This is a genomic window from Kineococcus lubricus, assembly GCF_050871965.1.
In the GTDB taxonomy this organism is placed as follows: Bacteria; Actinomycetota; Actinomycetes; order Actinomycetales; family Kineococcaceae; genus Kineococcus.
In genome coordinates this window covers 130,188-154,301 of sequence record NZ_JBJLSK010000007.1, presented here as the reverse complement: position 1 = coordinate 154,301, position 24,114 = coordinate 130,188, and the positions used below count along the sequence as shown (strand labels likewise).

The following is a 24,114-nucleotide window of genomic DNA, read 5'->3' as shown; positions in this document are numbered from 1 at the left end:
CCCTCCGGGGCGGGCGGGCCCGTCAGCCCTCCCGCACCCGGCGCACCTGCAGCCGGCCGTCCCGGACCCGCGCGACGAGACCGGCCCCGGTCAGCTCCTCGTCGACCGCCCACCGCGCCGCCACCTGCTCGGCGCCGTTCCCGGCCGCGGCCCGGCGGCGGCGCAGCAGCGCGGTCTCCTCACCGCTGAAACCGGGCCGGCCGTCGGCCCACGGGACGAAGTCGGCCTCGAACGGGTCCTCCGCCCCCAGCGGCCAGCCGTGCGCGGCCAGCGCGTCCCGGACCCGGCCGGCGGACAGGTCCGCGACGTCCAGGCGGGCGCGCAGCCCGCCGCCGGGGCGCAGCAGGACGAGGTCGCGCCCGTCGCGGAAGGCCGCGTCCACCTCCTCCCGCCCCACCCACACCTCCCGGCCGCGGTGGCGGTGCTCGAGGTGGTCGTCGTCGACGTCCAGCTGCGGGGCGTCGGCGACCGCGCTGGCCGCCAGGGCGACCCCGCCCAGGAGCCCGGCCCCGCCCAGGACCGGCAGCGACCAGACGCGGTCGACGTCGGCGAGCAGGCGGACCAGGCCGTGCACCGGGATCGGCGTGCGGTCGAGCAGGGCGCTCAGGCCGCGGGCCAGGTCGGGCCCGAACCACCCCAGCGCCACCCCCAGCAGCGTCACCCCGCCGAGCAGGACGGCCAGCACGACGCGCGACAACCGCACCCGGGACGTGTCCACGCACCGATCATGGAGCGCCCGCGGCCCCGGGCACCAGGGTCAGGGCAGCAGGACCTGCACGCTCTCCCCGGACCCGGCGCGCACCAGGAACCCCCGCCCCGGCGGGCCGCCGAGCACGCTGCGGGACAACCGCAGGCCGAACAGGTCGCCGTCGTTGACCGACCGCGGGGTCAGCAGGATCCCCGAACGGCCCCGCTTCAGCGCCGTCACCGGCCCCCGGTACATCGCCTGCAGCTCCTCCAACCCACCGGCCCCCACCACCAGGCACCCGCTGTCGCGCGACGCGTCCAGGTGCGCGCTCACCGCGTCGGCCAGCAGGCCGTCCTGCCCCAGCAGCTCCAGGTCGTCGACCAGCAGCACCGACGGCGCGAGCCCCGCCCCGGGAGCCAGCGCCGCCGTCGCCGCCGCGACGGCCTCGCGGTCGGACTCGGTCGTCAGGCACGCCAGCACCCCGGCGCGGTCGGCCAGCTCGCGCAGCGGCGACCGGCGCGCGGTGACCACCCCGACGCGGAACCCGCGCTCCAGGGCCTGCTCGGCCAGCACCCGCAGCACCGTGCTGCGCCCCGACCGGCGCGGGCCGGCGACCAGCAGCCCCGGGCCGTCCTCCAGCGGGTCGAAACCCCGCAACCCCAGGGTGTCCCCACCGACGGCCACCTCCAGCCGGTCCGGCGCCCCCGTCGCGGGGAACCCCGCCGGGAACTCCTCCTGGGCCCGCGACAGCGCCAGCCGCGTCGGCAGCACGTCGACCCGGAACGGGCGCAGCGCCACCGGCAGTTCCCCCGCCCCGGCGCTCGCGCGCCGCCCGAGCCGTTGCAGCGCAGCGACCTGCTCGGTGCCCGAGGGGTCCTCGACGAGCAGGTGGACCTGCGTCTCGACGGGCTGCTCGGCGGTGGGGTCGGCCCGGAAACCCCGGCCGGCGGGCATGGTCGCGGGCACCTGCCGACTCGGCAGCCCGATGGCGCCGAAGTCGCCGGGGTCGGTCAGGCGCAGGACGAGCTTGTCGTCCAGCAGCGTCGAGACGCGCCCCACCAGACCGGTCCGGTCGACGGTCGCCACGACGCTGACGCCCATGGCGCCGCCCTCGGCGAGGACCTGCTGCCAGGCGTCGACCAGGCGCCCGCCGTCCAGCGGCTCGAACGCGGCGACGAAACCCTCCCACCGGTCCAGCAGCACCAGCAGGTGCGGCAGCCGGTCGGCGGGGTCGGCGGCCGCGCGCTGCTCGGTCACCGAGGCGAAACCCAGGTCGGCCAGCAGCGCCTGCCGCCGCGCGATCTCCGCGCGCACCCGGTCGGTGAGCCGCGCGACCCGGTCGACCTGGTCGCGGGTGACGACGGCCCCGGTGTGCGGCAGCGCCGTCAGCGGCAGCAGGGCGCCGCTGCCGCAGTCGATCCCGTACACGTGGACGTCGGCCGGGTGGCAGGTCGAGGCCACCGCCCCGGCCAGGGCCCGCAGCACCGAGGAACGCCCCGACCGGGAGGCGCCCACGACCCCCAGGTGCGCGCCGGAGGTCAGCGAGAACACCGCGTCGTCGCGGCGCTGGTCGGCCGGCAGGTCCACCGTCCCGAACCGCAGCCCGGGGACGGTGCCCCGCACCACCTCGCCCGCGGGCAGGACGGAGCGCCCGGGCAGGGCGGGCAGCCACGGGCTGCGCCGGGCGCTCAGTCCCAGCGAGCCCGCGGCCGCGCGCAGCCCGCTCACCAGCCGGGCCAGGTCGGTGGGGCCCTCTCCGGACGGGTCCTCCTCAGCGGCCGGTTCCCGCCGGTCCGGCACGAGCGCGAGCTCGCCGACGCGGGTGCGGGCCCCCGCCCCGGCCCGGCCCCCGACGCGGGCGGTCTGGAACGCCGTCAGCGACGACGTCCCGGAGCGGGAGTACGCCCGGCCCGGGGTGGTGCGGGCGATCCGCGCCGCCTCCGGTCCGTCCAGCACGTCCTGGCTGTCCTGGACGTCGGTGACGCGCAGCGCGATCCGCAGCGCCGTGTTCGACCGGATCTCGGCGCTGACGACCCCCGCGGGCCGCTGGGTGGCCAGCAGCAGGTGCACCCCCAGCGAGCGGCCCCGCCGGGCGATGTCGACCAGGCCGGTGACGAAGTCGGGCAGCTCGGCGACGAGCGCGGCGAACTCGTCGATGACGATGAGCAGCCGCGGCACCGGCTCCAGGGCGCCGTCCCGGTCGCGGGCCGCGGTGTAGTCCTCGACGTCCTTGGCGCCGGCGGCGGCCAGGAGGTGCTCGCGACGGCGCAGCTCGGCGCCCAGGCTCACCAGCGCACGGGTCGTCAGGTGCCCGTCCAGGTCGGTGACCAGGCCGACGGTGTGCGGCAGGTCCCGGCAGTCCTCGAACGCCGCCCCGCCCTTGTAGTCGACGAGCACGAACGTGAACTCGTCCGGCCGGTTCCCCACCGCGAGCGAGGCGATGATCGTCTGCAGCAGCTCGGACTTGCCCGACCCGGTGGTGCCCGCGACCAGGCCGTGCGGGCCGTCGGCGCGCACGTCCAGGACGTGCGCGCCCTCGGGACCGACCCCCACGGGGGCCAGCGTCGTCCGCCCGCCGGCGCCCCAGCGCCGCACCAGCTCACCGGGCAGGGCGTCGGCGCCCAGGTCGAGGCCGAGCAGGTCCAGCAGCCGGGAGGAGGCCGGCAGGTTCGCCGCGAGGTCCTCGTGCGAGGAGTCCCGCAGCGGCGCCAGGGCCCGCGCGACCCGCTCGCACCACCCCGGCGTGACCTCGTCCAGCCGCACGTCCTCCACGACCTCCGCCCCCGTCACGCTGACGGTGGCCGCCCCGGTGGCGGTGAACTCCACCACGGCCGCGCACTCCTGCGGCAGGGCGCGGACGTCGTCGTCCAGGCACAGCAGCCGGACGCCGACCGCCGGGCCGTCCCGCAGCAGCGTGACGACCCCGGGCAGCGCCCGCAGCCGGTGGGCCCCGTCGAGCACGACGAGGACCTCCGGGCCGGCCGGGGCGGCGTCCCGGTGCGGGCCGCGCAGCGCGTGCCGGGCCCCGACGAGGTCGGTCAGCTCGGACAGCCGCGCCGTCAGGGACGCCTCGTCGACGCCGGCGGCGACGTCCGCCCCGGGACCGGCGTCCTCGCGGTGGGCGTGCGGGAGCCAGCGCACCCAGTCCCACCCGCGGGTGTCCGCGGCGGTGCTCAGCAGCACCACCCGCAGGTCCACCGGGCTCGTCAGCACCGCCTGCTGGGCCAGGACCCAGCCGGCCACGGCACCGCGCCGGGCGGCGGGCCCGGCCACGCCCAGCACCCCCGCGGCGGCCAGGTCCACCACGACGGGGACGTCGGGCGCGCTCCAGCGCAGCGGGCCCTCGTGGGCGGCGCGCGCGGGGTCGGTCAGGGTGACCTCGCTGGGCTGGTCGGCGGTCCCGATCCGGGTGGCGAGCCGGTCGGGGTCCTCGCGGCGGCGCTCCCACAGCCGCGCCCGCGGCCCGACGGCCGTCAGCAGCACCGTCGCGGGGTCCGGCGCGGCGGCGTGCCGGGCGCGCTGCTCGGCCAGCAGCGCGGCGTGGGCGTCGGCCCGGACCGCCGCCGAGCGCGCGCGGTGCCCGGCCAGCTCCCGCCGGTACCGCCGGGAGGCCTGCCGGCGGGAGGTGGTGACGTTCCCGACGGCCATCACGGGGGACAGGACGGCGAAGGCGAGCGTGTACGGCGAGCGCGTCGCGGCGTACAGGGCCAGCGACAGCACCAGGGGCGCCAGGACGGTGAGCCACCCGACGGCCTGCTTGTCGGGCCGGGTGGGGACGGCGGGCAGGGCGAAGGCGCTGGGGCGCTCGGGCGGCAGCAGCCGCGGCGGCCGGTTGACGTCGACCGTCGCGCCCCGGGGGGAGCGCTCGAGCACGGCGTCGGGGGTGCTGTCCGCGGCCCGCAGCTCCAGCACGGTCCCCGGGCCGGTGTCGGCGCCCACGACGAGCTGAGCGCCGGGCGGCCACGGCTGGGACGGGGCGAGCGGGCGCCGGTCGAGGCTGAGCAGGGGGCGCCCGGCGTCCGGGTCGAGGGTCTGCACGGGGTCGGCGGGGCCGGTGCGGGCGGCCCGCCGCCGGGCGCGGCGGCCGGTGGCGGTGGTGGCTCCGGCGGGCACGACCAGCGGTCCGGGGAGCCGTCGCCGCCGCACGGGGGCGGGGCGCAGCGTCGCGGCCAGGGCGGCGTCGGTCTCGAGGTGGACGGCGCCCCCGGCGGTGACGGTCAGCCGCACCGCCCGCGGCGGCCCCTCACCGAGCACGACGTCGGCGGCCGGATCGGACCCGACGTGCACGGTCCCGGTGCGCAGCCGGTGGACCCGCCCGGCGCCGGGACCGGAGACCACCCGCAGCTCCACCGCGCCGTCGGGTTCGGTGAGGACGTCGGGGACGGCGGCGCCGGCGCCCAGCACGACGCCGCTGCGGATCCGGCTGAGTCGCAGCGGTTCGGCGGGGTCGAGGGCGTCGGCCCCGAGGAACAGGGGCGCGTCGCCCGCGCCGAGCGCGCGGGCCAGGTCGCCCACCGAGGCGTCCTCGCCCACCTCGACCGCGACGTCCCGCGGCCCGCGGCCGGCGGTGGACCCGGCGGGCGGCAGCAGGGTCAGCAGGAGGCGCACCCACCCATGCTGTGCGCCGCCGGTGCGCCGGGGCGGGGCCCGGCGGCCGGACCACCCGGACGCACGCACCGACGGTGACCGGCTTCACCCGTCCGGTCGCTACCGTGGGGGCCGTGAGCGCACCGCCCCGGACCCCCGCCGCCCCCGGGCCGGACGCGCCGGCGAGGAGCCCCGGGGAGGACCCGGGTGGGCGGCGGGGCTTCACCGTCACCCTCCCGAACTTCAGCGGCCCCTTCGACCTGCTGCTCGGCCTGATCACCAAGCACCAGCTCGACGTCACCGAGGTCGCGCTGGCCGGCGTCACCGACGAGTTCATCGCCCACATCCGCGCCGCGCAGGAGGCCGCCCGGCAGGGCGGGGCCGACTGGGACCTGGACGAGGCCAGCGAGTTCCTGCTGGTGGCCGCGACCCTGCTCGACCTCAAGGCGGCCCGGTTGCTGCCGGCCGCCGAGGTGGAGGACCCCGAGGACCTGGCGCTGCTGGAGGCGCGGGACCTGCTGTTCGCCCGGCTGCTGCAGTACCGCGCCTACAAGCAGGTGGCGCAGCTGCTGGCGGACCGCTTCGCGCAGGCCTCCCGCCGGGTGCCGCGGGCGGTCGCGGTGGAACCGCACTTCGAGAAGCTGCTGCCCGAGCTGGTGCTGCGGGTCAGCCCCGAGCAGTTCGCCGCGGTCGCCGCCCGCGCCCTGACCCCCCGGCCCGTCCCGGCCGTCGCGCTCGACCACCTGCACGCCAGTTCGGTGAGCATCCGCGAGCAGGCGCTGCTGGTGGTGGACCGCTTGCAGCGCAACGGGACCGCGTCGTTCGCCGACCTCGTCGCGGACGCCGGGGACGGGGAGCTGGGGACGCTGGTCATCGTGGCGCGGTTCCTGGCGGTGCTGGAACTGTTCCGCGAGCGGCGGGTGCGGCTGGAGCAGACCGAGGCGCTGGGGGAGCTGACCGTCCGCTGGGACGGGCACCCCGGCGCCGGGGAGCTGGACCCCGCGGCGGCGGTGCCGGCCGGGCTGGACGAGTTCGACGGGACCAGCGCCGGGACGGCCGGCGGGGGACGGACGGAGGGGGACGCACCGTGAACGCAGACGCCGATCAGGGCCCCGGCACCGCGGTGCCGGAGCACGACGAGGACCCGGGCCGGCGCGTGCGCGGCGCCCTGGAGGCCGTGCTGATGGTCGCCGACGAACCGGTGACCGCGGCGGCGCTGGCCCGGGCCACCGGCGAGCAGCCCGACGAGGTCGACCTGCTGCTGCGCGAGCTGGCGGGGGAGTACTCCGAGCAGGGCCGCGGGTTCGAGCTGCGCGAGGTCGGCGGGGGGTGGCGGGTGTACTCGCGCGCCGACCACGCCGACGTCGTGGAGGCGTTCCTGCTGGACGGCCAGACCGCGAAGCTGACCCAGGCGGCGCTGGAGACCCTGGCGATCGTCGCCTACCGCCAGCCGGTCAGCCGGGCCCGCGTCTCGGCCGTGCGCGGCGTCAGCGTCGACGGGGTCATGCGGACGCTGCTGACCCGCGGGCTGGTCTGCGAGGCGGGGGTGGAAGCGACCTCGGGGGCCACGCTCTACCGCACGACGGAGGAGTTCCTGCAGCGCATGGGCCTGGACTCCCTGGAGGACCTGCCGCCGCTGGCGCCCTTCCTGCCCGACGAGGTGTCGGTGGAGGACCTCGAACCGGTCGAGGTGCTCGCCGGGTCCGCGCCCGCCCCGGTCGAGGAGACCCCGACCGAGGACGTGGCGGCCGAGGACGTGGCGGTCGAGGACGCCCCGGAGCTGAGCGACAATGGTGGGTCGGACCCGGCCCACCCGCCGGCCGACCCGCGGCCGGTCGCCCGGCCGCACCACACCGAGCACCACCCCCAGCAGACGGAGGACCAGTCATGAGCCCGCAGGCACCCCGCGCAGGCGGCGGCCGAGGGCAGGGCCGCCCCCAGCGACCCGCGACCGGCCGCGGCCAGTCCCCCAAGAACCAGCCCCCGAAGGGGAAGAGTCCCCGCGGGGGTTCGTCGAAGGGCGCGGCGGGACCGGCGCAGCCCGGTCAGCGCCGCGGCGCGGCGAAGCGGATGACGGACCGGATCGCGCCGGCGCCGCAGCCGCCCCGCCGCGGTCCCGCCCAGCCCAAGGCCCGCCCGGGCGTCGACGTGCACGACCCCGAGGGCGTGCGCCTGCAGAAGGTCCTCGCCCAGGCCGGGGCCGGTTCGCGGCGGGCCTGCGAGGAGATGATCGCCGCCGGGCGCGTCACCGTCGACGGCGAGGTCGTCACCGAGCTCGGCGTGCGCATCGACCCCACCCGGCAGGTCGTCCACGTCGACGGCATGCGGTTCAGCATCGACGACGAGCTCGTCTACATCATGGTGAACAAGCCCAAGGGCGTCGTCTCGACCATGTACGACGAGCAGGACCGGCTGAACCTCGCCGACATGGTGGGCCCGCGCGAGCAGCGCCTGTTCCACGTCGGCCGCCTCGACCTGGACACCGAGGGGCTGATCCTGCTGACCAACGACGGGGCCCTGACGCACCGCCTGCAGCACCCGTCCTTCGGCGTGAAGAAGACCTACCTCGCCGAGGTCCGCGGTCCCGTCAAGCGCGACCTGGGCAAGAACCTGCGCGCCGGGGTGGAGCTGGAGGACGGGCCCGTCGCGGTCGACTCCTTCAAGCTCGTCGACTCCAAGCCGGGGTACGCGCTCGTCGAGGTCGTGCTGCACGAGGGCCGCAAGCACGTCGTGCGCCGCCTGCTGGAGGCCGAGGGGTACCCCGTCCTCAAGCTCGTCCGGGTCCAGATGGGCCCGATCGTGCTGGGCGACCTCAAACCCGGCAAGAACCGGCGCCTGACCCGCGGGGAGATCCAGCAGCTCTTGGCGGTCGCGGGTCTGTGACCGGGCCGGGGGGAGCAGCCGGTAGCCTGCCGCGCGTGTCGGTGCGGGCGGTTCGTGGTGCGGTGCAGGTCGACGTGGACGAGCGCGAGGAGGTGCTGGCGCGGACGCGGGAACTCGTCTCGGAGGTCATCCGGGTCAACGACCTGACCCTCGAAGACTTCATCAGCGTCATCTTCACCTCCACCGCCGACCTCAACTCCGAGTTCCCCGCCGTCGCCGCGCGTGAGCTCGGCATGGGGGACGTGCCCCTGATGTGCGCCCGCGAGCTGGAGATCACCGGGTCGATGCCGCGGGTGATCCGCCTGATGGCGCACGTGGAGACGGCGCGCCCGCGCAGCGAGGTCCGGCACGTCTACCTGGGCGGTGCGCAGGCCCTGCGGCGCGACATCGCGCAGTGATCCGCCGGTGACCCTCGACGCGGCCGCCCCGCCCCGCACCACCGGCACCGTCCGGGTGGTCGGGACGGGGCTGCTGGGCACCTCGGCGGCCCTGGCCCTGTCGCTGCGCGGCGTCGACGTCGTGCTGACCGACCCGTCCCCGACGGCCGTGGCGATCGCCCGGGACCTGGGGGCCGGGCGCTTCGCCGCCGACGGCGACGACCCGGCGCTGGTCCTGGTGGCCTGCCCGCCGGACGTCGTGGCCGACGTCGTGGCCGACGAGCTGGACCGGTTCCCGGCCGCCGTCGTCACCGACGTCGCGAGCGTCAAGGGGGGCCCGCTGGCGGCGCTGCGGGCCATGGGGGCCGACCTGTCGCGGTACGTCGGCTCGCACCCGATGGCCGGCCGGGAGCGCTCGGGCGCGGTGGCCGCCCGCAGCGACCTGTTCGCCGGCCGCCCGTGGGTCGTGGCGGCCACCGAGGACTCCCGTCCCGTCGCGGTGCAGGCGGTCCACGACCTCGCCGTCGACTGCGGGGGCGTCCCGGTGACGATGGCCGCCGACGCCCACGACGAGGCCGTCGCCCTCGTCTCGCACGCCCCGCAGGTGGCCTCCAGCCTGGTCGCGGCCCGGCTGCGGGAGGCCTCCGAACCGGCCGTGGGGCTCGCCGGCCAGGGGTTGCGCGACGTCACCCGGGTCGCGGGCAGCGACCCGGCGCTGTGGGCGCAGATCCTCGCCGGCAACGCCGGTCCGGTGGCCGGCGTGCTGGAGGCGCTGCGCCGCGACCTCGACGACGTCATCGGCGCCCTGCGGGCCCTGGCCGAGGACCCCGCGGCCCCCGGGGCGCGCATCCGGCTGGCCCGGGCGATCGCCGACGGCGGCGCCGGCCGCGACCGCATCCCCGGCAAGCACGGCTCGGCCCCCGCGCTGTACACCGCCGTCGTGGTCGTCGTCCCCGACCGCCCGGGCGCGCTCGGGCGGCTCCTGACCGACGTGGGGGAGGCCGGGGTGAACCTGGAGGACCTGCGCCTGGAGCACTCCGAGGGGCAGGCCGTGGCGCTGGCCAGCATCGACGTGCTGCCCGCGGCGGCCGCCCCGCTGACCGAGGCGCTGCGCGCGCGGGGCTGGACCGTCCCGGGCTGACGGCGGCGGGTTCCCGGGGAGGGGGCCGCGTCGACTAACCTCGTCCGGTGTCCTCCACCCCCACACCCAGCGGTCCTGTCGCGTCCCCGGACGCCGCCGGCGAGGTGCCCGTCGTGACCGGTGCGCTCGTCGTCGCCGTCGACGGCCCGTCCGGCAGCGGGAAGTCCAGCGTCAGCCGGGCCGTGGCCCGGGCCCTGCGGGTCGGGTTCCTGGACACCGGCGCGATGTACCGCGCCGTGACGTGGTCGGCGCTGCGGGCCGGGATCGACCTGGCCGACCCGGCGGCCGTCGCCGCGCACGTGCGCACCGTCGCCCTCGCGGTGGGCACCGACCCGGCCGCCCCGACCGTCGCGGTCGTCGCGGACGGCGCGGAGACCGACCTCACCGAGGCCGTCCGCACGCCCGAGGTGACCGCGCACGTCAGCGCCGTCGCCTCCGTCCCGGCCGTGCGCCAGGACCTCGTCCTGCGCCAGCGCGCGCTCATCGAGTCCGCCTGCCTGGCCCCCGCGGCCGGGCGCGCGCCGGGCGTGGTGGCCGAGGGGCGCGACATCACGACCGTGGTGGCCCCCGAGGCGGACGTGCGCGTGCTGCTGACGGCCGAGGAGTCGGTGCGGCTGGCCCGCCGCGCCCAGCAGGACCTCGGCGCGGCCGACGAGGCCGCCCTGGCCGCCACCCGCGGGAGCGTCGTGGACCGCGACCGGGTCGACGCCCGCACGACCGCCTTCACCACGGCCGCCGACGGCGTCGTGACCGTCGACTCCACCCACCTCGACTTCGAGGGCACCGTCGCGGCGGTCCTCGAGGTCGTCGCGCGGGTCCGGGGGGAGGGCGCGTGAGGCTGCGGCCCAACCGCGCCCCCTCCGGCGGCGGCGCGCCGGGCGCCCCGTTCGCGTGGACCCGCCTGGTCGGCAAGGTCCTCGCGCACGGCGCCTGGGACTCGCGAGTGATCGGCGCGCAGAACGTCCCGGCGACCGGCCCGGTCCTGTTCGCCGCGAACCACGCCTCGATCATGGACGGGCCGCTGCTGTACGGCGTCACGCCCCGCCCGGCGCACTTCCTCGTCAAGCGCGAGATGTTCGAGGGGCCCCCGCTGAAGCGGTTCGTCGGGTGGGCGCTGCTGCAGGCCGGCCAGATCCCGATCGACCGCAGCCGCGGCGACCGGGACGCCCTGCAGTCGGTCCTGGCGGTGCTGGCCGCCGGGGGTGCCGCCGGGGTGTTCCCCGAGGGCACCCGGGGGCGCGGCGACGCCGCCAGCGTGCGGTCCGGCATCGCCTGGATCGCTCTGCAGTCGGGGGCGCCGGTGGTGCCCGTGGCGTGCCTGGGCGCGCACCTGCCCGGCGAGCCCCGCCGGTCGGTGCCGCCGGTGCGCCGCCGGCTCACGTTCTGCTTCGGCGAACCGTTCAGGGTCGTGCGCGCCCCCGGCGTCCCCGGCCGCGCCGCCCTCGCCGAGGCCGTGGAGCAGGTCCGCGAGAAGCTCTCCGGCCACGTGCTGGAGTCCCTGCAGCGCACCGGGATCGCTCTTCCCGATGACGAAGCCGCCGACGAGCTCGGGCTCGGCGAGATGGCGTCCGACGACGTGCCAGGAGGCACCCGGTGAGTCCCACCGACGACACCCCCCAGAACACCACCCAGAACACCACCCAGAACACGTCCCAGGACGTCTCCGGGAACCCCGGCGAGGTCCCCGACGAGAACGTCGAGCAGGCGCTGCGCGTCGGCCTGCAGGAGTACGACCTCTCCGAGGAGGACGTCGCGCTCCTGGACGCCGACGGCGCGCAGGACGACGGGGACGCCCCCGCCGGGCCGCTGCCGGTGCTGGCCGTGGTCGGCCGCCCGAACGTGGGCAAGTCGACGCTCGTGAACCGCATCATCGGCCGCCGCGAGGCCGTCGTGGAGGACGTCCCCGGCGTCACCCGCGACCGCGTGGCGTACCCGGCGAACTGGGCCGGGCGCGACTTCACCCTCGTCGACACCGGCGGCTGGGAGGCCAAGGCCGAGGGGCTGAACCTCGCCGTGGCCGACCAGGCCGAGCTGGCCATCGAGCTGGCCGACGCCGTGATGTTCGTCGTCGACGGGACCGTCGGCGCGACCGCCGGGGACGAGCAGGTCGTGCGGCTGCTGCGCCGCTCCGGGCGCCCCGTGGTGCTCGTCGCGAACAAGGTCGACGGCCCCAAGCAGGAGGCCGACGCCACCGAGCTGTGGTCCCTGGGGCTGGGGGAGCCGTTCCCCGTCTCGGCCCTGCACGGCCGCGGCACCGGCGACGCCCTCGACGCGGCCGTCAAGGTGCTGCCGGAGGTCTCCGCGGTCGGCGGCGGCCTGCTGCCCGAGGGCGGCCCGCGGCGGGTGGCCCTGCTGGGCCGGCCCAACGTCGGCAAGAGCTCGATGCTCAACCAGCTCGCCGGCTCCGAGCGCGTCGTGGTCCACCCCACGGCCGGCACGACCCGCGACCCGGTCGACGAGATCATCGAGCTGGGCGGGCGCACCTGGCGCTTCGTCGACACCGCCGGCATCCGCCGCCGCGTGCACCTGACCAAGGGCGCGGACTTCTACGCCTCGCTGCGCACGCAGACGGCGCTGGAGAAGGCCGAGGTGGCCGTCGTGCTCGTCGACGCCAGCGTGCCGATCGCCGAGCAGGACATCCGGATCATCTCCACCGTCGTGGAGTCGGGCCGGGCGCTGGTCGTGGCCTACAACAAGTGGGACCTGACCGACGAGGAACGCCGGCACTACCTCGAGCGCGAGATCGAGAAGGAGCTCGTCCAGATCCCGTGGGCCCCGCGGGTCAACGTGTCGGCGCAGACGGGCCGGCACATGGAGAAGCTCGTGCCGGCCATCGACCAGGCCCTGGAGTCCTGGGAGACGCGCATCCCCACCGGCCGGCTCAACGCCTTCCTCGGGCAGATCGTCGCCGCCCACCCGCACCCGGTCCGCGGGGGCAAGCAGCCGCGCATCCTGTTCGGGACGCAGGCCTCGACCCGCCCGCCGCGCTTCGTCGTCTTCGCCAGCGGCTTCCTGGAGGCCGGGTACCGCCGGTTCATCGAGCGCCGGTTGCGCGAGGAGTTCGGTTTCGTCGGCACGCCGATCGAGCTGAGCGTGCGGGTGCGGGAGAAGCGCAAACGATGAGGTAAGGTTCTACCCGGCTCGCAGGACGGGGGCCGGGTAGTACCAGCACCATCGATTCGGGCTGTGGCGCAGCTTGGTAGCGCACTTGACTGGGGGTCAAGGGGTCGCAGGTTCAAATCCTGTCAGCCCGACCGGATCGCAGCGGGTGTCCACCTCACGGGGTGGGCACCCGCTTCGTCGTTCCCGGGGCGGGGCCTGCCCGGGGCCTGCCCGGTGCCTGCCCGGTGGGCCTCAGGCGCCCAGCGGCCACCAGGACGGCACGAGCCGCGCGAACGCCGCCAGGAAGTCCCCGGCGTCGCGCACCTCGCGGGTCAGCCACGCCGACAGCGCCCCGGTCGTGCCCTCGGCCACGTACCGGGCCACCAGGTCGACGTCGGCGACGGGGGAGCGCAGGGCGCCGCGGTCGGCCAGCAGCAGGATCGAGGCGTGGAAGTGCTCGGCCAGCAGCGTGCGCAGCGTGCCGTCGGTCGGGCTGCCCAGGCTGCGCAGGTAGACGGCGCGGTGCCGTTCGAGGTGGGCCAGGACGTCCAGGGTGGTGGCGCGCACGGCCGCGGCCCAGTCCCGGTCCCCGCTCCCGCCGAGGTGGCGCTCGCGGGCGTCGTCGAGCTCGCCGCGCAGCACCTCCCGCAGCAGCGCGGAGGGGGACTCGCTGTGCTCGTAGAACGTCGACCGGTGCACGCCGGCGGTGCGGGCGACCTCGGCGACGGACAGGGTCTCGGGGGCACCGCCCGCGGCCAGTTCCAGCACGGCGGCCGACAGGCGCTCGAAACTCCTCTGCGCCCGTGCGTCCACCCCGGAACCCTACCCGCGCCGGCCGCCTCAGCGGGGACGGGGCGCGTACATGATGATCGCGACCCCGGCCAGGCACACCAGGGCGCCGGCGACGTCGTACCGGTCGGGCCGGTAGCCGTCCACGAGCGCGCCCCAGGCCAGGGACCCGGCGACGAACACGCCGCCGTAGGCGGCGAGGACGCGCCCGAAGGAGACGTCGGGCTGCAGGGTGGCGACGAAGCCGTACAGGCCCAGGGCGATGACGCCCGCCCCGACCCACGCCAGGCCGCGGTGCTCGCGCACGCCCTGCCACACCAGCCACGCCCCGCCGATCTCCAGGACGGCGGCGAGCACGAAGAGCACGATCGAGCGCACGGTGTCCACCCCGCGGACGGTACCGGCGGGCCGTCCGGGGCGGATCCCTGCTTCAAGGTTCAAGCAGAGCGGGGGTGGCGCGGCTGCCGGCCCCCGCGCCCGGATAGGGTCGCGACATGCCCAGCGAGCAGCCGTCCGACCTGCCCTTCGTGGCCGTCAGCGACGCCTGCAAGACCTACGGCAGCGGCCAGCGCGCCGTCCAGGCCCTGGCCCACGTCGACCTGCAGGTCCCGCGGGGCCGGTTCGTCAGCGTCATCGGCCCCTCCGGCTGCGGCAAGTCCACCCTGCTGCGGATGATCGCCGGGCTGGAGGAACCCGACCGCGGGACCGTCCGCATCTGCGGGCGCACCACCGCCCAGGCCCGCGCCGCCAAGGTCGTCGGGTTCGTCCCGCAGGCCCCGGCGCTGCTGCCCTGGCTGGACGTCCTCGGCAACGTCCGGGTGCTGGAGAAGGTCAACCGGCGGGCCGGGCGCGGCCGCGAACCCCAGCGCGGCCTGGCCTCGGACCCGGTGGCGCTGCTGACCCGGCTGGGGCTGGGGGACGTCCTGCACCGCCGTCCCGGGCAGCTGTCCGGCGGCATGCAGCAGCGCACCGCGATCGCCCGCGCGTTCGCCCTCGAACCCGACGTCCTGCTCATGGACGAGCCGTTCTCGGCGCTGGACGAGTTCACCCGCGAGTCGGCGCAGCTGCAGCTGCTCGACGTCTGGCAGGAGCTGCGGACCACCGTCGTGTTCGTCACCCACTCCATCGCCGAGGCCGTCCTGCTGTCCGACACCGTCGTGGTCATGGCCGCGGCCCCGGGCCGGGTCGCCGGGGTGGTCGAGGTCGACCTCGACCGGCCGCGGCACCACGGCCTGCTGGACTCCACGGCCATGCACGACCACGAGCACCGCGTCCGGGAGATCCTCGAGACGGCCTGGAACCCGCTGGCCGGTTCCGGGCGGGACGTGGCGTGAGCGGCACCCCCCGGTGGGTCCACCCGAGGTTCTGGCTCCCCACGCTCGTCGCGCTGCTCGCCGCCGCGGCCGCCTGGACCTGGGTGGCGCGCGAGAACCCGTACGTGCTGCCGAGCCTGTCCAGCGTCGGGCAGCAGTTCCTCGACCAGCCCGAGCTGTACCTGACGAACGCCTGGACGACGCTGCAGGAGGCCCTGCTGGGCCTGCTGACCGGCGGTGTCGCGGCGGCGCTGCTCGCGGTGCTGGTCTGCGAGTCCACGATCTTCCGGCGCGGGCTGACGCCGCTGGCCGTCATCCTCAACGTCACCCCCGTGGTGGCGATCGCCCCGGCGCTCGTCGTCGCGTTCGGGTTCGGCATGCTGCCCAAGGTCATCGTCACCGGGCTCATCACGTTCTTCCCCGTGCTCATGAACACCGTCACCGGCCTGCGCTCGGTCGACCGCCACGTCCTGCAGGTGTTCCGGACCGTGGACGCCTCCCGCCTGGACGTCCTGCTGCGGCTGCGGTTCCCCAGCGCCCTGCCGTACCTGTTCTCGGCCCTACGCGTGGTGTTCCCGCTGTCCCTGGTCGGGGCCATCGTCGCGGAGTTCTCCGCCGCCGGCGCCCAGGCCGGCCTGGGCACCCTCATCAGCGTCGCCAGCTCGAACTCCCAGCTGGACCGGGTTTTCGCCGCGATCGCCTGCCTGGCCGCGATGGGATCGCTCATGCTGCTGGTCGTCACCACCGTCGAGCGTCGTGCGCTGTCGTGGCACGACTCCCAGCACCGCTGACCGCCGAGGACCAGGAGAGACCCGTGAACCGCCTCCGCACCGCCGTCACCGCCGGCGCGACCGCCGCGCTGCTGCTCACCGCCTGCGGCGGCGCCGACGAACCCACCGGGGGTTCCACCCCCACCGGCAGCCGGGGGTCGGCGGTCACGCCGGAGCGGTGCCGCGCCAACGAGGCCGCCGGGACGATCACCTACGTCACGGGGTTCCAGTACCAGGCCTCGGCCAGCATCCTGGACCCGATCGCGGCGCGCGCCCTCGGCTACTTCGACGACCTGTGCCTCGACGTGGAGATCCAGCCCGGGACGGGGGAGACCGCGCAGAACGCGCAGCTGGTCGCCGCCGGCACCGCGCAGATCTCCTCCATCGCCGGCAACGGCGACGTCCTGGTCAACGTCGCCAACGGCGTCGACGTCCAGGCCGTCGCGATGTTCGGGCACGTCCCCGTCGCCACCCTCATGACCGAGCCGGGCACCACCGACCTCAAGCAGCTCGAGGGGACCACGCTGGGCCAGAAGGGCGCCCTGCCGGTGACCATCGAGGCCATGCTGCGCGCCGCCGGCGTGGACCTGTCGAAGATCACCCAGGTCGTCGTCGGCTACGACCCCACCGTCCTGGTCCGCGGCCAGGTGCAGTCGCTGACCGGTTACAAGTCCAACGAACCCCTCACCCTGGCCGCGAAGGGCGAGGAGGTTACCCAGTGGAACCCCGAGGACTTCGGCGTCCCCGGGTCGATGGCCACCACGATCGTCGACCCGGGGTTCCTCGCCGAGCACCGCGGTGCCGTCGAGGACTTCCTGCGCGCCCAGCTGAAGGCCTACGCCTACTGCGGGGAGCACGCCGCCGAGTGCGTCGCCGACGCCGCGGCGCTGTCCCAGGCCGGGTACGACACCGACCACAACGTGCAGGTCTGGCAGACCGAGGACCGGCTCGTCCGGGACTCCCTGCCCGCCGGGCAGGTGCTCGGCCAGATCGACGAGACCACCGTCCGGACCGAGGGCGACTTCCTCGTGCGGATGGGGCAGATCCCCGCCGTCCCGGACCTGTCGCAGGTCGTCGTCGCCGACCTGGTGCCGTCGCTGTACGACGACGGCGGCAGCCTCGTCTGGCCCGTCCCCTGAGGACCGGCCCGCTCAGGCCGCCGGCGCCGGGAACCGGTACGACACCCAGGTCGACCCGGTGTCGGTGCCCAGGACGGTGCCGTCGAAGGCGTGCCGCTGGGAGCTGAAGCCGGTCACGAGGTAGCGGTGGAAACCGGCCTGCTGCCCCGCCGCGCAGGTCTTCTCCCGCACCAGCCCGGCGCGGTCGGCCAGGACGTTCTTCAGCACGACCGGGGCGGAGACCGACGTGGTGCCGGCGGGGGCGACCGCGTCGACGAGGTAGCCGTTGTTGTACCAGGGCGCCCCGCCGAGGTCGCCGGTGACGACCCGGCCCACGTCGGTGCCCGTGCCGGGCACCACCTGGCCGCCGGCGAAGCACGCCACGGACAGGCGCCCCACGAGGCGCGACTCGACGTAGGTGTTCTCCGGGTGCGCGGCCAGCGCGCTGCGGACGCTGAGGGCGCCCCCGCGCAGGACCACGGAACTGTCCACCGAGGTGTCCCCGGCGGTGGCGTGGGCCGCCTGGGCGCCCACGGCGGCCAGGCCGGTGCCGAGGGCCAGCGCGGCGGCGGCGCCGAGCGCCCGCCGGGCGACGGTACGGGTGCGTGCGTGGACGAACATGGTGTCTTCCCCCCAGAAGATCGTCGAGTCGTCACCCCCCGTGACGACCGGAGGCAGCTTGGCCCGTCCGGGGGACGCGGCACAAGCGGAATGCCCGAATCGGACCGCGGGAACCGCACGGGGGGTGAGGGACTGGTCCGAACGGGTGGGGGTGCGCCCCGGGCGCCTAGACTCGACGGGCCATGTCCTCCTCCTCGTCCTCGTCCTCCTCCCGATCCCGGTCCCGCAGGCGCTCCTCCCGCGACACCGGTCCCCGGCGCACCGGGGCACCGGCGCGGGCCCTGCCCGACGACCCCCGCGCGCTCGACCTCGCGCAGCGCCTCGGCGCGGTCTCGCTGCGCGAGGAGGACCGCGTCCGGCGCCGACTGGCCGGGCTCGCGCGCCGGCCCCGCGAGGCGTTCGAGGCCGAGCTGCCCGCCCTGGAGGAACTCACCGCGGCGGCCGAGGCGCGCACCGCCCGGCGGGCCGCGTCGGTGCCCGCGGTCGACTACCCCGAGCAGTTGCCCGTCAGCCAGGAGAAGGACCGGATCGCCGCCGCCCTGCGCGAGCACCAGGTGATCGTCGTCGCGGGGGAGACCGGGTCGGGCAAGACGACCCAGCTGCCGAAGATCTGCCTGGAGATCGGCCGCGGCGTGCGCGGCCGCATCGGGCACACCCAGCCCCGGCGCATCGCGGCCCGCGCCGTCGCCGAGCGCGTCGCCGAGGAACTGCACACCGAACTCGGCGGGACGGTCGGGTACGCGGTCCGGTTCACCGACACCGTCGGCGAGGACAGCCTCGTCAAGGTCATGACCGACGGCATCCTGCTGGCCGAGATCCAGCGCGATCCCGAACTGCTGCAGTACGACACGCTCATCGTCGACGAGGCGCACGAGCGCAGCCTGACGATCGACTTCCTGCTCGGCTACCTCGCGCGGCTGCTGCCGACCCGGCCCGACCTCAAACTCGTCATCACCTCCGCGACGATCGACCCCGAGCGGTTCTCCCGGCACTTCGGCGGGGCGCCGATCCTGGAGGTCTCCGGGCGCACCTACCCGGTCGAGGTCCGGTACCGGCCGCTGCTGGCGGCCGAACTGGCCGAGGAACTCCTCGGGGCCGACCTCGACGACGCCGGGGACTCCCTGGACTCCGACGACGCGCTGGAGCAGCTGGTCGGCGACGACCGGGACCAGACCGAGGCCATCCTCGACGCCGTCCGCGAACTGGGCGCCGAGGGTCCCGGCGACGTCCTGGTGTTCCTGCCCGGTGAACGGGAGATCCGCGACACCGCCGACGCGCTCGGCGACCTGGTGCGCGAACGGGAGTTCCGCGGGACGGAGATCCTGCCGCTGTTCGCGCGGCTGTCCGCCGAGGAGCAGCACCGGGTGTTCCGGCCGCACGGGAACCGGCGGATCGTGCTGGCCACGAACGTCGCCGAGACGTCCCTGACGGTGCCCGGGATCCGGTACGTCGTCGACGCCGGCACCGCCCGCATCTCGCGGTACTCGCACCGCACGAAGGTGCAGCGCCTGCCGGTCGAGCGGATCTCGCAGGCGTCGGCGAACCAGCGCGCCGGGCGCTGCGGCCGCGTCGCCGACGGCATCTGCATCCGGCTGTACTCCCAGGCCGACTTCGAGTCGCGCCCGGAGTTCACCGACCCGGAGATCCTGCGGACCAACCTCGCCGCGGTCATCCTGCAGATGGCGTCCCTGGGGCTGGGGGACATCGCCGCGTTCCCCTTCGTCGAACCCCCCGAGCAGCGCGCGATCACCGACGGCCTGGGGCTGCTGGCCGAGCTGGGGGCGCTGGAGGAGGCCCGCCCGGCCGACCGTGGGGTGCCGCGGCTGACCCGGACCGGCCGGGACCTGGCCCGGCTGCCGATCGACCCCCGGCTGGGGCGGATGGTGCTGGAGGCCCAGCGCAACGGCTGCCTGCGCGACGTCCTGGTCGTCGTCGCGGCGTTGTCGGTGCAGGACCCGCGCGAACGCCCCCTCGAGCAGCGCGACCGGGCCGCGCAGCTGCACGCCCGGTTCCGGAACGAGACGTCGGACTTCCTGACCTACCTGAACCTGTGGTCCTACCTGCAGAACCTGCAGCGGGACCTGTCCAGCTCGGCGTTCCGGCGGCGGGTCAAGAGCGAGATGCTGCACTTCCTGCGCATCCGCGAGTGGCAGGACACCTACGCCCAGCTGCGCCGCGTCGTGCGGGACCTGAAGTTCGAGGTCGAGCGGCCCGAACCGGCCGAGCTCGCCGAGGGGGAGCTGTTCCCCGACCCCGGGTACGACGCCGACGCCGTCCACCGGTCCCTGCTGGCCGGGCTGCTGGGCAACATCGGGCTCAAGGACGTCCGGGAGGAGCAGAAGGGCCGGCGGGAGAACCGCCGGGCCCAGGTGGAGTACCTCGGCGCTCGAGGGGCGAAGTTCGCGGTCTCGCCCGGTTCGGCGCTGGGCCGCAAGAACCCCGACTGGGTCGTGGCCGCCGAACTCGTCGAGACGTCGCGGCTGTGGGCGCGCGTGGTCGCCGGGATCGACCCCCGCTGGATCGAGCCGCTGGCCGAGCACGTCGTCAAGCGCACGTACTCCGAGCCGCGGTGGTCGCGCAAGCGGGCCGCGGTCGTGGCCGACGAGCGGGTCACCCTGTACGGCGTCCCGGTCGTGGCGAACCGGACCGTCCCCTACGGCGGGATCGACCCGGAGCTGTCCCGCGACCTGTTCCTGCGCAACGCCCTGGTCGAGGGCGACTTCGAGACCCGCCACGAGTTCTTCCACCGCAACCGCGAACTGCTGGCCGAGGCCGAGGAGCTGGAGCACCGCGCCCGCCGCCGCGACATCGTCGTCGACGACGAGGTGCTGTTCGCGTTCTACGACGCCCGGATCCCCGCGGACGTCGTCTCGGGCCGGCACTTCGACGCCTGGTGGAAGGACGCCCGCCGCCGCGACCCCGACCTGCTCACCTTCGACCCGGCCATGCTCGTCACCGAGGAGGACGCGGTCAGCGAGGAGCAGTTCCCGCTGTCGTGGCGCCAGGGCGACCTCGACCTGCGGCTGGAGTACGTGTTCGACCCCGGCTCGCCCGCCGACGGCCTGACCGTCGACGTGCCCGTGGAGGTCGTCAACCGCTTCGACGACCGGGACCTGCTGTGGCAGGTGCCGGGTTTCCGGCACGAGCTGGTGACCGCGATGATCCGCTCCCTGCCCAAGGAGCTGCGCCGCAACCTCGCCCCGGCGCCGGACAAGGCGGCCCGGTTCCTGGAGCGGGTCCGCCCGCACGAGGAGCGGTTCTGGGCCGCGTTCGAGCGGGAACTGCCGCGGCTGGGCGACGGCACCGAGATCTACGAGCAGGACGTCGACTGGTCGAAGGTCCCGGCGCACCTGCGCCCCACCTTCCGGGTGCGCGGCGCCGACGGGGAGGTCCTGGCCGCCGGCAAGGACTTCGCCCGGTTGCGGGCCCAGCTGGAGCAGACGGTCGAGCAGACCCTCACCGAGGCCGCCGACGAGGTGCAGCGCACGGGGGAGACGTCCTGGGCGAACCTGCCGCCGGAGATCCCCCCGACCCACACCAGCGTCGTCCGGGGCACCGACGTCACCTCGTTCCCCGCCCTGGTCGACGAGGGGGCGACCGTGGGGTTGCGGACGTTCCCGACCGCCGGGCAGGCCGCCGTCGCGCACCGCGAGGGCGTGCTGCGGCTGCTGTCGCTGGCCCTGCCGTCCCCGGCGAAGGCCGTGCTGGACGGCCTGTCCAACGACGCGCGGCTGCTGCTGGCCCGCGCCCCGCACGGCGACGCGAACGCCGTCGTCGCCGACGCGGCCCGCGCCGCGGCGGCGCACCTGCTCGACGAGGCCGGCGGGGCGGGCGTGCGGACGGCCGCGGGTTTCGCCCGGCTGGTCGAGGCCGTGCGGCCGCGGTTCACCGCGCTCACCGCGACGACCGTGGACCGGACGCTGCGGGTCCTGCGCACCGCCGCCGCCGTGGAGAAGAACATCTCCCGGACCGGCAGCCTGGCGCTGGTGCCGTCGCTGGCCGACGTCCGCGAGCAGTTCACCGGGCTCGTGCACGCCGGTTTCGTCGCCGAGACGGGCGTCGACCGCCTCCCGGACCTGCTGCGGTACCTGCAGGGCATCGACCGCCGGCTGGCGACGATGCCCGACAACCCGCAGCGGGACCGGGTGCGGATGGCCGAGTTCGCCCGCGTCCGCGACGCCTGGGTGCAGCGGGTGCGCCGGGCCGGGACCCCGGTGCCGCCCGAGCTCGCGCGGATCCGGTGGACCCTGGAGGAACTGCGGCTGCAGAAGTTCGCCCAGGGGATCCCGACGGCGCACCCGGTCAGCGACGAGCGCGTCCTGAAGGCGCTGGCCGAGACCTGAGCCGTCGCCGCCTCAGTGCGCCGCGTAGCCGCCGTCGACGAGGTGGTAGGACCCGGTCACGAAGCTCGCGGCGTCGCTGGCCAGGAAGGCGGTCAGCGCGGCGACCTCCTCGGGGGTCCCGAGCCGGCCGGTGGCGTGCTGGGCGGCCAGGGCGGCCTGGGCCTCGTCGGACAGGTTCGCCTCCAGCAGCGGGGTGCTGATGAACCCCGGGCCGATCGCGTTGACCCGCACGCCCTGCGCGGAGTACTCCAGCGCGGCGTTCTTCGTGAGGCCGACCACGGCGTGCTTGGAGGTGACGTAGGCGCTGGAGCGCGCGATGCCGACGCTGCCGAGCACCGAGGCCATGTTCACGATCGAGCCGCCGCCGGCGGCGACCATCGCGGGGATCTGGGCCTTGAGGCCGTAGAACACGGCGTTGAGGTTGACGTCGATGACCTTGTGCCAGGAGTCGAGGGAGTACTCGGCGACGGGTTCGGCGTCCCCGCCGATGCCGGCGTTGTTGACGGCCACCCTCAGCGGGGCCAGCTCACCCGCCGCGGCGACCATCGCGACGTTCGCGTCGTAGTCGGTCACGTCCCCCGCGAACGCGCGCGCGGTGCCACCGGCGGCGGTGATCTCGGCGGCGACCGCCTCGGCGGCGGTGCGCGACAGGTCCGCGACGAGGACGGCGGCGCCGTTGCGGGCCAGTTCGAGGGCGACGGCGCGGCCGATGCCGGAGCCGCCGCCGGTGACGACGGCGGAGCGGTCGGCGAGGTCGTAGGTGGGCACGGTGATCTCCTCTGATCGTGTCTTCGACAGGTGTCGGACTACCGTCCGACTGTACGCCGGGCGGGCGGCCCCCGGAGGGCGGGGACGTAAGCTGCTGGGTCCGGACGGGTGAACGGGTGGGGGGCGGACGGCGTGACGACGGCGGACGGTCAGGTCGTCAGCGACCGGGTCCTCACGCTGCCCAACGCGCTGAGCGCCCTGCGCCTGCTGCTCGTCCCCGTCTTCGCGGTGCTCATCGTCGCCGGCCACGACGGCTGGGCCCTGGTGGTGCTCGCGGTGAGCGGGGCCAGCGACTACCTCGACGGGAACCTCGCGCGGCGCTGGAACCAGGTGACGCGGCTGGGCCAGGTGCTCGACCCGTTCGCCGACCGGCTCTACATCCTCACGACGCTGCTGGGGCTGGCCTACCGCGGGCTCATCCCCTGGTGGCTCGTGGTCGTGCTGGTGGCCCGCGACGCCACGATGCTGGCCACCCTGCCGGTGCTCGCGCGGCTCGGCCACAGCGCGCTGCCCGTGCACCTGCTCGGCAAGGCCGGGACGTTCTGCCTGCTGTACGCCTTCCCGCTGCTGCTGCTCGGGGAGGTCTCCCGCACCCTGTCCCTGGTCGCCGGGGCGCTGGGCTGGGCGTTCGCCCTGTGGGGCACCGGGCTGTACTGGTGGGCCGGGGTCCTCTACCTGCGGCAGGTCGCCCAGCTCCGGCGCGAGCACCAGCAGGAGCAGCAGCGGGAGCGGGACCGGTGAGGTTGCCGAAGCTGCCGAGGCTGCCCGTCCACCCCGACCCGGACCGCGACCCCGCGGCCAGCACCCGGCTGCTGACCGAGGTCATGACGCGGCCGCTGGACCCCGGGTACGCCGCCGCGGCCGAGCGCGGGGCCCGGACGGGGGCCGGCCGCTCCGCCCCGGCGCGGGCCGGGACGGTCCTGGCGCTGCTGGCCGTCGGCGTGCTGTTCGCCGTCGCCGGGGTGCGGGCGGCGGCCGCCGGACCCGCCGACGACCGCGGGCGCGCCGCGCTGGTCGAGCGCATCGAGGACGGCACCGCCCGCGCCGACGCCCTCGGGGCCCGGGCCGCGGACCTGCAGGCGGGCAACGCGGAACTGGCCGCCCGGCTCGGGGGCGCCCCGGCCGCCTCGGCCGACGCCGAGTCCGCCGCGCTGTCGGTCGCCGCCGCCGGGACGCCCGTCACCGGCCCGGGGCTGGAGGTCGTCCTCGACGACGCGCCGGCCACCGCCGAGGGCACGGGCACCTCGGGGCGGGTCGTCGACCGCGACGTGCAGCTCGTCGTCAACGGCCTGTGGGCCGCCGGGGCCGAGGCGGTCGCCGTCAACGGCCAGCGGCTGGGGGCGCTGTCCTCGATCCGGGCCGCCGGGGAGGCCGTGCTCGTCGACTACCGCCCCCTGACGCCGCCGTACACGATCTCCGCCGTCGGTGACCCCGCGGCGATGCAGACGGCGTTCGCGACCTCGGTCGCGGGCCGGTACCTGCAGGTCCTGCGGGACAACTACGGCGTGCGCGCGCGGGTCGGCGCGGCCGACGACCTCACCCTGCCCGCCGCGCGGCTGGACCTGCGCTCGGCCCGCGGCGCGGACGGGTCCGCGGGGCCGGGACAGTAGGGTC

20 protein-coding genes and 1 tRNA gene are annotated in these 24,114 nt (G+C 76.1%); 15 read left to right on the top strand and 6 right to left on the bottom strand.

Annotated elements, in window-relative coordinates:
- Positions 1–22 precede the first annotated feature (22 nt).
- Both ACRYRX_RS07405 and ACRYRX_RS07400 read right to left on the bottom strand, forming a co-directional pair.
- Positions 23–718, bottom strand: coding sequence for a YqeB family protein (locus ACRYRX_RS07405; protein WP_432511192.1), 696 nt, complete (start codon positions 716–718; stop codon positions 23–25).
- 39 nt (positions 719–757) lie between these two features.
- Positions 758–5,296, bottom strand: a complete 4,539-nt coding sequence (locus ACRYRX_RS07400) for an FtsK/SpoIIIE domain-containing protein (protein WP_432511191.1) — start codon at positions 5,294–5,296, stop codon at positions 758–760.
- A 113-nt stretch (positions 5,297–5,409) separates the two neighbouring features.
- Between ACRYRX_RS07400 and ACRYRX_RS07395 the strand changes: the two genes are divergently transcribed.
- The 9 genes from ACRYRX_RS07395 to ACRYRX_RS07355 all read left to right on the top strand — a co-directional run bounded on the left by ACRYRX_RS07395 (position 5,410) and on the right by ACRYRX_RS07355 (position 12,930).
- A complete protein-coding gene (locus tag ACRYRX_RS07395) occupies positions 5,410–6,366 on the top strand; it encodes a segregation and condensation protein A (RefSeq protein ID WP_432511190.1) in 957 nt (318 codons plus the stop codon).
- A 92-nt stretch (positions 6,367–6,458) separates the two neighbouring features.
- The gene (gene scpB / locus ACRYRX_RS07390) at positions 6,459–7,166 is read left to right on the top strand and encodes an SMC-Scp complex subunit ScpB (protein WP_432511229.1); all 708 of its coding nucleotides are present in this window, start codon (positions 6,459–6,461) and stop codon (positions 7,164–7,166) included.
- Between the two features lie 179 nt (positions 7,167–7,345).
- Entirely contained in the window at positions 7,346–8,158 is an 813-nt protein-coding gene (locus ACRYRX_RS07385; protein WP_432511189.1) for a pseudouridine synthase, read from the top strand.
- A gap of 35 nt (positions 8,159–8,193) precedes the next feature.
- Positions 8,194–8,556 carry a chorismate mutase gene (gene aroH, locus ACRYRX_RS07380; protein WP_432511188.1) on the top strand — a complete coding sequence of 121 codons (363 nt, stop codon included), beginning with the start codon at positions 8,194–8,196 and terminating at the stop codon, positions 8,554–8,556.
- A 7-nt stretch (positions 8,557–8,563) separates the two neighbouring features.
- Complete coding sequence (locus ACRYRX_RS07375; protein WP_432511187.1) at positions 8,564–9,676, top strand: prephenate dehydrogenase; 1,113 nt, start codon at positions 8,564–8,566, stop codon at positions 9,674–9,676.
- 47 nt (positions 9,677–9,723) lie between these two features.
- Complete coding sequence (gene cmk, locus ACRYRX_RS07370) at positions 9,724–10,512, top strand: (d)CMP kinase (RefSeq protein WP_432511186.1); 789 nt, start codon at positions 9,724–9,726, stop codon at positions 10,510–10,512.
- A complete protein-coding gene (locus ACRYRX_RS07365) occupies positions 10,509–11,273 on the top strand; it encodes a lysophospholipid acyltransferase family protein (RefSeq protein ID WP_432511185.1) in 765 nt (254 codons plus the stop codon). Before cmk ends, ACRYRX_RS07365 begins: the two co-directional genes overlap by 4 nt.
- Positions 11,274–11,383: 110 nt before the next feature.
- Positions 11,384–12,799, top strand: coding sequence for a ribosome biogenesis GTPase Der (gene der / locus ACRYRX_RS07360; protein ID WP_432511228.1), 1,416 nt, complete (start codon positions 11,384–11,386; stop codon positions 12,797–12,799).
- A 57-nt stretch (positions 12,800–12,856) separates the two neighbouring features.
- A tRNA-Pro gene (locus ACRYRX_RS07355) sits at positions 12,857–12,930 on the top strand.
- A gap of 100 nt (positions 12,931–13,030) precedes the next feature.
- Here ACRYRX_RS07355 and ACRYRX_RS07350 read toward each other — a convergent pair.
- Together ACRYRX_RS07350 and ACRYRX_RS07345 are read right to left on the bottom strand one after the other, a co-directional pair.
- Complete coding sequence (locus tag ACRYRX_RS07350; RefSeq protein WP_432511184.1) at positions 13,031–13,591, bottom strand: TetR/AcrR family transcriptional regulator; 561 nt, start codon at positions 13,589–13,591, stop codon at positions 13,031–13,033.
- Positions 13,592–13,618: 27 nt separating this feature from the next.
- Positions 13,619–13,954: a YnfA family protein gene (locus tag ACRYRX_RS07345; RefSeq protein WP_432511183.1), complete on the bottom strand. Its 336-nt coding sequence runs from the start codon at positions 13,952–13,954 to the stop codon at positions 13,619–13,621.
- A gap of 107 nt (positions 13,955–14,061) precedes the next feature.
- On the opposite strand from ACRYRX_RS07345, the gene ACRYRX_RS07340 reads away from it, so the two are divergent.
- Genes ACRYRX_RS07340 through ACRYRX_RS07330 form a run of 3 tightly spaced genes read left to right on the top strand, consistent with a single transcriptional unit; the run spans position 14,062 to position 16,789 of the window.
- Positions 14,062–14,901: an ABC transporter ATP-binding protein gene (locus ACRYRX_RS07340; RefSeq protein ID WP_432511182.1), complete on the top strand. Its 840-nt coding sequence runs from the start codon at positions 14,062–14,064 to the stop codon at positions 14,899–14,901.
- Positions 14,898–15,671, top strand: a complete 774-nt coding sequence (locus tag ACRYRX_RS07335; RefSeq protein ID WP_432511181.1) for an ABC transporter permease — start codon at positions 14,898–14,900, stop codon at positions 15,669–15,671. The genes ACRYRX_RS07340 and ACRYRX_RS07335 overlap by 4 nt, the downstream gene beginning before the upstream one ends.
- Before the next feature lie 23 nt (positions 15,672–15,694).
- Positions 15,695–16,789: an ABC transporter substrate-binding protein gene (locus ACRYRX_RS07330; RefSeq protein WP_432511180.1), complete on the top strand. Its 1,095-nt coding sequence runs from the start codon at positions 15,695–15,697 to the stop codon at positions 16,787–16,789.
- A gap of 12 nt (positions 16,790–16,801) precedes the next feature.
- Here ACRYRX_RS07330 and ACRYRX_RS07325 read toward each other — a convergent pair whose 3' ends face one another.
- Positions 16,802–17,389, bottom strand: a complete 588-nt coding sequence (locus tag ACRYRX_RS07325; protein WP_432511179.1) for a hypothetical protein — start codon at positions 17,387–17,389, stop codon at positions 16,802–16,804.
- A gap of 182 nt (positions 17,390–17,571) precedes the next feature.
- Here ACRYRX_RS07325 and hrpA point away from each other — a divergent pair, with 182 nt between their 5' ends.
- A complete protein-coding gene (gene hrpA, locus ACRYRX_RS07320) occupies positions 17,572–21,732 on the top strand; it encodes an ATP-dependent RNA helicase HrpA (RefSeq protein ID WP_432511178.1) in 4,161 nt (1,386 codons plus the stop codon).
- 12 nt (positions 21,733–21,744) lie between these two features.
- Here hrpA and ACRYRX_RS07315 read toward each other — a convergent pair whose 3' ends face one another.
- Positions 21,745–22,500 carry an SDR family NAD(P)-dependent oxidoreductase gene (locus ACRYRX_RS07315; RefSeq protein WP_432511176.1) on the bottom strand — a complete coding sequence of 252 codons (756 nt, stop codon included), beginning with the start codon at positions 22,498–22,500 and terminating at the stop codon, positions 21,745–21,747.
- A gap of 132 nt (positions 22,501–22,632) precedes the next feature.
- Between ACRYRX_RS07315 and ACRYRX_RS07310 the strand changes: the two genes are divergently transcribed.
- A complete protein-coding gene (locus ACRYRX_RS07310; RefSeq protein ID WP_432511175.1) occupies positions 22,633–23,241 on the top strand; it encodes a CDP-alcohol phosphatidyltransferase family protein in 609 nt (202 codons plus the stop codon).
- On the top strand, positions 23,238–24,110 hold the full coding sequence (locus ACRYRX_RS07305) for a DUF881 domain-containing protein (RefSeq protein WP_432511174.1): 873 nt from the start codon (positions 23,238–23,240) through the stop codon (positions 24,108–24,110). Before ACRYRX_RS07310 ends, ACRYRX_RS07305 begins: the two co-directional genes overlap by 4 nt.
- Positions 24,111–24,114: the final 4 nt, after the last annotated feature.

Coding starts and splice junctions, on each gene's coding strand:
- scpB (WP_432511229.1), top strand. CDS start 6,459: ATGGTCGCCGACGAACCGGTGACCGCGGCGGCGCTGGCCCGGGCCACC.
- ACRYRX_RS07325 (WP_432511179.1), bottom strand. CDS start 17,389: ATGTTCGTCCACGCACGCACCCGTACCGTCGCCCGGCGGGCGCTCGGC.
- ACRYRX_RS07385 (WP_432511189.1), top strand. CDS start 7,346: ATGACGGACCGGATCGCGCCGGCGCCGCAGCCGCCCCGCCGCGGTCCC.
- hrpA (WP_432511178.1), top strand. CDS start 17,572: ATGTCCTCCTCCTCGTCCTCGTCCTCCTCCCGATCCCGGTCCCGCAGG.
- ACRYRX_RS07340 (WP_432511182.1), top strand. CDS start 14,062: ATGCCCAGCGAGCAGCCGTCCGACCTGCCCTTCGTGGCCGTCAGCGAC.